The following is an 8,347-nucleotide window of genomic DNA, read 5'->3' on the forward strand; positions in this document are numbered from 1 at the left end:
GGTCCGTCAACGCCACCAGAGCCCAGCGACACCACCCCCCGGATCATGAGAAAGACAGGGGCAAGAAGTCATACCGAGCCTGGCGACCGTGGGCCCGATCGCGGTACCCACGAAAAAGGTAACGGGGAGATCCCGTCTGCGCGAATCAATTTGCACGACAAGTCATTACAGTCAAATAGAACGTTCAGCTGTCGGCGTGTGCGGCGACGAACACAGTGCCGATCTCTACCATCCGCTCGACCACGTAGGCCGGGTCGAGCAATGCCTCCGGGGTGTGGATGCCCGGCACGACGGCTTCGCCGCGCAGACCCAGCAATCGTTCGACGCCGAGGGCGACGCCGAGTGCAGTCAAGGGGCGCTGCCCCGCCGGGTGGACGAGGTAGCGGCTCATGCTGAGCGGTGCGCCCGTGGGATCGATTCCTTCGAGGTCGATCCTGACCTCACTGGAAGCGAGTTCGCCGCGGCGTCTGCTCGCGGTTTCGCCGATCGCGAATTCGAAGAGGACATTCGGTGCGCCTGTCGCGAGAGCCAGGCTCGGGACGTCGAGGATGGCGAGGATTTGGCCGGGCAGCACAGTGCCGTCGACACTGGGCACGCCCACCTGCGCTTCGGGGCCGGTGACCCAGGTGAAGACGCCGTCGCGGCGGACAAGTCCCGCAGCAGGGGCTGCCGCCAGGCGCTGCAGATCCGCTATCGCCGCAGGCCCGCCGGTATCCGTTTCGTCCAGTACGGCACCGATCCGGATGGTGTCGATCCGGTCGAACTCCCTGGCCCAGTCCAGTGCCGCGAGCACGAGGATCCCGGCGAAATAGTGGCTGGCCACCAGTATCGGCGCGGCCCCTGCCCGCTGGCCGCTCGCGACGACCTCCGGTGCGATATCCACCAGACCGCTGGAGATGCTCAGATAGGGCAACCCGTGGTGCTGTGCATAGCGCAGCCCGTTCAGGCGGTTGTCCCACAGCGCCGCCACGACCGCCGAGTAGCTGTGGTCAGCCGGGAGACCGAGATCGCCGCGTTGCAGATCAATGGTCACGGCTGCCGCGGCGCCGAGTTCGTCCGCGACGCGCTGCGCGCGATCGAGATCGCGGCCCGCGATGGTCAGCGGCAGCGTGGGATGCCACCGTCGCAGGATGGTGGCGGTGTCCGCGCCCGCCTGGCCCGACCCGCCCATGATCAATACCGGTTTCGACTGTTCCACTGTGGTTTCCTCTCGATCGTCCACTAAGCTACATTTTGTAACCTACACTTTGTAGCTAAACTGGGGCGATAGCGCAAGGGAGGACAATGACCACATCACCGGCCCGCCTGTCCAAGCAGGCCAGGCGAGAGCAGTTGCTCGACACCGCGATGGCGATCGTGCGCGCCCAGGGCGCCGACGGACTGACCCTGCCCAGCCTCGCAGAGGCCGCCGAGGTGAGCAGGCCCATCGTGTACGACCACTTCGGCACCCGTCCCGGCCTACTACTCGCGCTCTACCGGCGACTGGACGAACGACACCGGCTCGCGACGACACAGGCGTTGGAGAGTGCCGCACCCGCCGCCGACGAGATCGCTCGCGTCATCAGCACCGCATACTTCGCCTGTGCCATCGACATGCCGGAATTCGACGCCATTTCCGCCGCGCTGAAGGGAAATCCGGAAATGGAGGCGATCCGGTACGAGATGTTCGACAGCTACACAGACTTGATGGCCGCCACACTGCTGCCATACTCCAGCCTCACGCCCCGAGCACTTCGGCTGCGCTGCGTCGGCGTGCTGGGTGCGGCCGAGGCGATTGCCGCCGAGTTGAACCGAGGGCGCACAACCGCCGCCGACGCGGTCACCGCGCTGACCGGCCTGATCGTGGGCACCCTCGACACCAAGACCGACCGCTAGGCCGACCTCGATCCGGCAAAGCCCTCCCGCACACAACCACCCGATTTCGTGCTGCATTTGCACATCGATCGCTGCCACGCCGTGGTGGTCGTTGCCGGATAGAATATAGCCGCGCGGTTTCCGGCTCCGGGGATCGTTGTTCAGTAAAAGGGAGTCAAAAAGGGAGTCCCAGCGGGTGGATCGCCGGAACAACGGGGTCAGCCGGCGCAGTGTGCTGTTGGCGGCCGGAGCCTCGATCGCACTCACCGCAATGGCGCAGCCGACGCAGGCAGGGACGGTCCCGCGGAAGGTGTCCGCTGGGCCCGAGGAGCCGAGGAAGCGGGCTGACCTGGCGGAACAGGCGATCGTGCAGCGGCACGTGCGCACGCTCTGGGGTCAGTCGCGGATGCGGCTGGGCACGCTCGTCTGGCCGGCGTCCTTGCTGGATCAGTCGTTCGCGCGATGGTGCTACTGGTGGCAGGCCCACCTTCTCGACTGTGCGGTGGACGCCGCGTACCGCGCCCGCACCCCCGAACGCATCGACCGGGTCGTCGCCCTCGCAAATGGTATTCGGGTCCGCAATCTCACCGGCTGGACCAACCGGTACTACGACGATATGTCGTGGCTGGTGCTGGCGCTCGAACGCACCGACCGGCTGCTCGGCGTCCGGTTCGGCGACGCCATCGCAGACCTGCGTGCCGCCTTGATCGACGGCTGGAACCCGGCCGTCGGTGCGGTGCCTTGGCGGTCCGGCGACGATTTCTACAACACCCCCGCGATCGGTCCGACCGGTATCGCCCTGGCGCGATTGGGTGAATTGCCCGGCGCCCGACAACTCGCCGATTTTTTGCACACCCGATTGCGCGACACCGACAGCGGCCTGATCCTCGACGGTGTCCATGAGCCCGGCGGACGAGTGGATCGGACGATCCACACCTACAACCAGGGCGTGGCCATCGGGCTGGAAACCGAGCTGGCGGTGCGCACAGGCGAATCGGGCCATCACCGGCGCGTGGCAGCACTGGTTACCTCAACCGAGGACCGGCTCACGGACGCAGGGGTGATCGTCGCGGCCTCCGGGGACGACTCCGGGCTGTTCATGGGTATCCTCGCCAGATATCTCGCCGAAGCCGCACTGGCCTTGAACGACACCACCGCCGCGAATATCGTGCACGCTTCCGCGCGGGCGGCTTGGGAACACCGCGCCGAAGTGGACGGGCTACCCCTGTTCGGTGCGGACTGGACCCGCGCGGCGACGGTGCCGGGGTATCCAGGAACCTCTCCCCCGCTCACGCACCCGTCCGCCGCTTCGTCGGCGAATCTGAGCCGCGATCTCTCGGTACAGCTGAGCGGATGGATGCTGCTCGAAGCGGATTACCAACTCACCGCCGCTGGACGCTGAGCCCACCGCAGCGGGCCGGCGGCACGAGAGGCGATCGGAATGTTGCGGGGCGTGCCGTCCTTGGCCATGTAGGCCATGCGCAGCAGGTCGCTGGCCAGGAGTTCCTGGCTGAGAAGGTCAGTGCTCGGGCGCGACCTGCAGTTCGGGCGCGGCGGCGGCCAGCAATGCGTCGCGATCGCGGTTCAACGGAGGATAGATTCGCCGAGTGTTGATGGCGCGCTTGGTGCCTTTCGCTTCGTCGCCGCACGCGACCACGTGACGGTCCCATCCCTCGGTGTACACCGCACCCGCCGGTCCCAGATCGAGAACCGTTACATACCAAGGGATCCGCAACGGCTTCATCGGCTTGTCCAGAAGATCGCCGATGACGTTGTATCCGGCCCATCGGCCCATCGGGCGGCTGTGCTGGCAGGACATCACCGACATATGCTCGTCGTCCATTTGTGCGGCGGCGACGTCACCGGCGGCGAACACCCCGGGCACACCGCGGACCCGCAGAAAATCATCGACAGGGAGTCGACCCAGCCGGTCTCGGTCGACCCCGAAGTCCGCGGTCAGCGGGTTGGCCCGCATGCCGGCACACCAGACGACGGTGGCGGCGGTCACCACTTCACCCGAGGAGAGCGTCACGCTGCGCTCATCGATGGCGACGACACCGACGCCCAACTTGGTCTCGATCCCGGTGTCGGCCAGCGCCGCCTCGATGACCGGTCGCGCCGATGCGCCCATGTCGGAGCCGACGAACGGGTTGCGGTCGATCAGGATGACCCGCGGTGCGACGGCGCGCGTAGCAAAGGCATCGGCGAGCATCGCGGGCAGCCCAGTCGCCTCTTCGATCCCCGTCAACCCTGCCCCGACGACGACTACTGTCGAGGCTGCCGGGTCAGCGGGGCCCTCGGTAAGCCGGCGCAGGTGGGCTTGGAGCCTGGTCGCTGCGTCATGGGTGTCGATGTCGAAACCGAACTCGCGTAGGCCAGGGATGTCGGGCTTGACCACCTGGCTGCCCACCGCGAGCACCAACCGGTCATAGCCGTGAGCGCCCGCGGTGGATTCCACGACCCGTGCCACCGCATCGATCGCCGTCACTTCGCCGATGATGTGCTCGATTCCGACCGGATCGAGAAGAGCGCTGAGCGGGATGCGGGATGGGCTCAGATCGGTCTCATAGTCGCGCACGCGGATGTCGTGGTACGGCGTGGAACTGATCATCGTGACATCGACGGTTCCGATCGCCACACCGAGCTCGTCGAGTCGCCGGGCCGCCGCGAGCGCCGCCCACAGACCCGCGAACCCGGACCCGAGAACCACGACACGCGAAGGATCGGCAGCGCGCTGCACAGGCTGATTCTAATACTCCGGCCGGACGTCGTGATCGCTGATGCTGCTGGTCGGGGCGCTGGAAGAGGGCGGCCACCGCGTAATCCGCATCAAGTCCGGCTCTGGCGGTCGCTGTCGGTACTGGCGGCGCTGGACCGCCCAGACCCGGTTCGGCGCATCCGCCGCCACCGCAGTTACGGTCGAGTCACCGACGTGTTTGCGGCACGATGGCCCGGCTCGCTTCCAGGCAGCGCTGCGGGCCGAGGAACGTGGATAGCTGTGATCCTCTGCGCGCGTGCAGGTTTCTGTAGCGAATCATGCGCCCGTTACTGTTTCGATGGTGGTCGGCGGGTGGGGCAGGATGTGCGGTATGGACCGTCTGGACGTCATCGACACCTGCACGCGCATGGCCTGGCATGCCGATCACCGGGAGTGGGACCAACTCGCCGACGTTTTCACCGACCAGGTGCGGCTGGACTACACCAGCCTGAGCGGTGGTGAACCGGTCATGCTCACCCCGGCGCAGATCGTCGCCGCATGGCAGGACACCTTGGGCGGGTTCGACGCCACCCAGCACCTGATCACCAATCACCTGGTCACCATCGACGGCGACAGTGCGGTGTGCACCGCCTCTTTCCAGGCCACCCACCGCAAATCCGATGCGCTGGGCGCTTCGCTGTGGACGCTGGGCGGCACCTACCGTTTCGATCTCGTGCGCTCCGGAGACGAGTGGAGGATCGGCGGTGTGGTGATGACGGCGGTCTGGGGCGACGGCAATCGAGGGCTGCAGCCATGAGAGCCCGTGCCACTCTCGCGGCCGTGTGTTCTACACCCCGCCCGGTCACTCTCCGCGCGCCGGCGGCACCACAATGCTCGTGCGATTTCAACCCGGTAGCAGTGGCAGCCACCTACAGCTTCGACATCACCGACGGCCTGATCACGCGGGCCGATCTGCAATACACCTGAGAACGAGTCAAATTTCGTGAAGGTCCAATTCGACAGCGACGGTGTGGAACTCACCGGCAATCTGTTCTTGCCCGCCGACCGCGACCCGGCGCCGGGCGTGGTGGTGGCCGGGACGTGGACGAGTGTCAAAGAATTGATGGCCGACCGCTACGCCCAGCGGCTGGCCGAGCGCGGGTACGCGGCGCTGTCGTTCGACTTCACCGGGTTCGGCGAATCCGCGGGCGAACCACGCGATGTCGAGAACCCGGCGCGGAAGGCGCGCGACATCCACAATGCGGTGAGCTTCCTGACCGGACACCCGGCGGTGGATGGTGAGCGACTGGGTGCGCTTGGCATCTGCGCGGCCGCGATGTACATGTCCGACAACGCCGCCCACGATCTCAGGGTGAAATCCCTCGCGCTGGTAGCACCGTGGCTACACGACGCCGTCATCTGCGAGCAGGTCTACGGTGGGGCCGAAGCAGTCGCTGCCAAGATCGAAATCGCCCGCGAGGCGCGGTCGCGCTACGACGAGACCGGTGAGATCGACTACGTGCCGGTGGTCAGCGCCACCGACGAACGCGCGGCCATGCCGTACGACATCGACTTCTACCTCAACCCGGAACGCGGTGGAATTCCGGCCTGGCCCAACCGTTTCGCCGTCATGTCCTGGGGCGACTGGCTCACCTACGACGCCATCGCTCTGGCCCCGCACATCACCCAGCCCGCCGTGCTCGTACACAGCGAGGACGCCGCCATCCCCGACGGCGCACGTCGCTTCCACACCGGACTGGCCGGGCCGAAGGACATGCTCTGGACCCAGGGGACCCAGTTCGACTTCTACGATCAGGAACCCCAGGTCACCGTCGCCGTCGACACCGTCGCCGCGCACTTCGACCGGACCCTGTGACCCATCCACCGACACCGAAAGCGATAGGTATCGACGCAGTGATTCTCGTGACAGGAGCGACCGGCAATGTCGGCGCGGAAGTAGTGCAGGCCCTGGCCGCGGCCGGAGAACCCGTGCGGGCACTGGTGCGCGATCCCCGAAGTGCCACCGTGCCTCGCGGTGTGGAGGCAGTGGCGGGCGATCTCAGCTTGCCCGAGACGCTGAGCTTCGAGGGTGTGCGCGCGCTGTTCCTGCTGCCCGGGTACCCGGGGGTCGCGCGGGCGGCCGCGAAGGCGGGCGTGGAGCACATCGTGCAACTCTCCGGCGTTTCCGCGGGTACCGGCGACACCTCCAACGCCATCACCCGCTACATGATGGCCGCCGAGCAGGAGGCCATCGAATCCGGCACGGCATGGACCATCCTGCGCCCCTGCGCCTTCGCCTCCAATGCCCTGCGCTGGCTGCCGCAGATACGCGGCGGCGATGTGATCCGGGTGCCGTTCCCGAAGGTCCGCACCGCCGCTCTGGATCCACAGGACCTCGGCACCGTGGCCGCCACCGTACTGCGCGGAAACAGCCATCACGGTGAAATACTCTGGCCCACCGGGCCGGATCCGCTCACGCCCGCCGAGCAGGTGGCAATCCTGGCCGAGGCCACCGGGCGTGACCTCACCTGCCAGGGACTCACCGATGACGAGGCCCGCGCCCAGATGCTCGAAACCACTCCCGTCGAATACGTCGACGCGTTCTTCGACTTCTACGCCAACGGGGCCATCGACGAATCCGTCGTCCGCCCAACGGTGGAACAGATCCTCGGCCGCGCGCCTCGCACATTCGCACAGTGGGCCACAGCCCACTCCGACGCCTTCCGCTGATCACGCGATGACGGCGTTCCACCCGAGGGTGTGCATGGCCCTGATCACCGCCTGGCGCGAGTCCACTGTGTTCGCCGGTGCCGAGCGCGCCGCACTGGTCCGGCCCGGCGAATCAGGCCAGATGGGCGGCGATGCCGTCGAGTAGCTTGCCGAGACCGAACTCGAACACTCCCGCGGCGACAGCACGCGTGCCGCGGTCGCCGCCGGCACCCGCGGTCAGCATGGCCATCAGCGCCGGGTACCGCTCGGGCTGCCCGTAACGCTGGATCATCTCCGGATCGAGTGTGGGGCCGACGTGCCCGGCTGCGTCGCGGCCCAAGGCCGGGTCGATCTCCAGGCGCGCGACGCCGCCGACGAAAGCGTTGACGGAGAAGATTACGTCGGCGATGGCATCCGGTGGCAGCCCGGCATCGAGGAGAGCGCTCATCGCGGCCTCACCCCACGCGGCCTCGTTCGGACCCATCCAGCGATTGCTCGCACCGACCGCCAATATCCAGGGGTGGCGTAGGTATATCTCGCGGGTTCGGCGCGCCCAGTGTTCGAGGGCTGCCCGCCAATCACCCTTGGGCAGGTCGGGCCGTTCGGCCATGGCCGTATCGAGCATGAGCGCGACAAGTTCGTCCTTGCTCGGTACATGCCGGTACAGCGACATGGTGGCCGAGCCGAGTTCGGTGGCGACCCGTTGCATCGACAGTGCGCCGATCCCTTCCGCGTCCGCGATGACGATGGCCGCGTCGACGATGCGATCCACGGTCAACGCCGGCCGTCGGCCACGGCCGGAGCGCTCAGTGCCCGACCACAGCAGTCGCGCCACGCGCGGTAGTTCCTCGGCCACGTTCGCTCCTCAGTTTTTAATTGCGTATGTGCTACGCAATGCGTATATACTACGCAATAGTATCGTCGGCTCGATTTCCGGGTGGTCCGCTATGGCAGTACCGACTAGATGTATGAGGCCTGGACGTTGGTGACGCCGGTGTGGAGGCGGCTGGCTGGTGGCTGGTTTCCGGCGGTGGAGTGTGGTCGATGGTAGTTGTAGTGGATGTTCCAGACGCTGAGCGCGTGGGT

The 8,347-nt window shown here is 66.8% G+C and carries 8 protein-coding genes and 1 pseudogene; 5 read left to right on the forward strand and 4 right to left on the reverse strand.

Going from position 1 to position 8,347, the window contains the following annotated elements; genetic code table 11:
- Nucleotides 1–184: 184 nt before the first annotated feature.
- A complete protein-coding gene (locus IU450_RS38990; protein ID WP_195154736.1) occupies nucleotides 185–1,198 on the reverse strand; it encodes a saccharopine dehydrogenase in 1,014 nt (337 codons plus the stop codon).
- An 86-nt stretch (nucleotides 1,199–1,284) separates the two neighbouring features.
- On the opposite strand from IU450_RS38990, the gene IU450_RS38995 reads away from it, so the two are divergent.
- Entirely contained in the window at nucleotides 1,285–1,875 is a 591-nt protein-coding gene (locus IU450_RS38995; protein WP_195154737.1) for a TetR/AcrR family transcriptional regulator, read from the forward strand.
- A 175-nt stretch (nucleotides 1,876–2,050) separates the two neighbouring features.
- Nucleotides 2,051–3,256: a glycoside hydrolase family 76 protein gene (locus IU450_RS39000; RefSeq protein ID WP_324197982.1), complete on the forward strand. Its 1,206-nt coding sequence runs from the start codon at nucleotides 2,051–2,053 to the stop codon at nucleotides 3,254–3,256.
- Nucleotides 3,257–3,373: 117 nt separating this feature from the next.
- Here the strand turns inward: IU450_RS39000 and IU450_RS39005 are convergent, their stop codons facing one another.
- A complete protein-coding gene (locus tag IU450_RS39005) occupies nucleotides 3,374–4,594 on the reverse strand; it encodes an NAD(P)/FAD-dependent oxidoreductase (protein ID WP_195154738.1) in 1,221 nt (406 codons plus the stop codon).
- Nucleotides 4,595–4,943: 349 nt separating this feature from the next.
- Between IU450_RS39005 and IU450_RS39010 the strand changes: the two genes are divergently transcribed.
- From IU450_RS39010 to IU450_RS39020, 3 genes are all read left to right on the forward strand, one after another.
- A complete protein-coding gene (locus IU450_RS39010; RefSeq protein ID WP_228835744.1) occupies nucleotides 4,944–5,369 on the forward strand; it encodes a nuclear transport factor 2 family protein in 426 nt (141 codons plus the stop codon).
- Nucleotides 5,370–5,555: 186 nt separating this feature from the next.
- On the forward strand, nucleotides 5,556–6,428 hold the full coding sequence (locus tag IU450_RS39015; RefSeq protein WP_195154739.1) for an alpha/beta hydrolase: 873 nt from the start codon (nucleotides 5,556–5,558) through the stop codon (nucleotides 6,426–6,428).
- Nucleotides 6,429–6,475: 47 nt separating this feature from the next.
- On the forward strand, nucleotides 6,476–7,282 hold the full coding sequence (locus IU450_RS39020) for an NAD(P)H-binding protein (RefSeq protein ID WP_324197983.1): 807 nt from the start codon (nucleotides 6,476–6,478) through the stop codon (nucleotides 7,280–7,282).
- 112 nt (nucleotides 7,283–7,394) lie between these two features.
- Here IU450_RS39020 and IU450_RS39025 read toward each other — a convergent pair whose 3' ends face one another.
- Together IU450_RS39025 and IU450_RS39030 are read right to left on the reverse strand one after the other, a co-directional pair.
- Nucleotides 7,395–8,117: a TetR/AcrR family transcriptional regulator gene (locus IU450_RS39025; protein WP_195154741.1), complete on the reverse strand. Its 723-nt coding sequence runs from the start codon at nucleotides 8,115–8,117 to the stop codon at nucleotides 7,395–7,397.
- 104 nt (nucleotides 8,118–8,221) lie between these two features.
- Nucleotides 8,222–8,347, reverse strand: a pseudogene (locus IU450_RS39030) (IS481 family transposase); the annotation flags it as partial.

It is taken from the genome of Nocardia abscessus, assembly GCF_015477775.1.
GTDB lineage: Bacteria > Actinomycetota > Actinomycetes > Mycobacteriales > Mycobacteriaceae > Nocardia > Nocardia abscessus_A.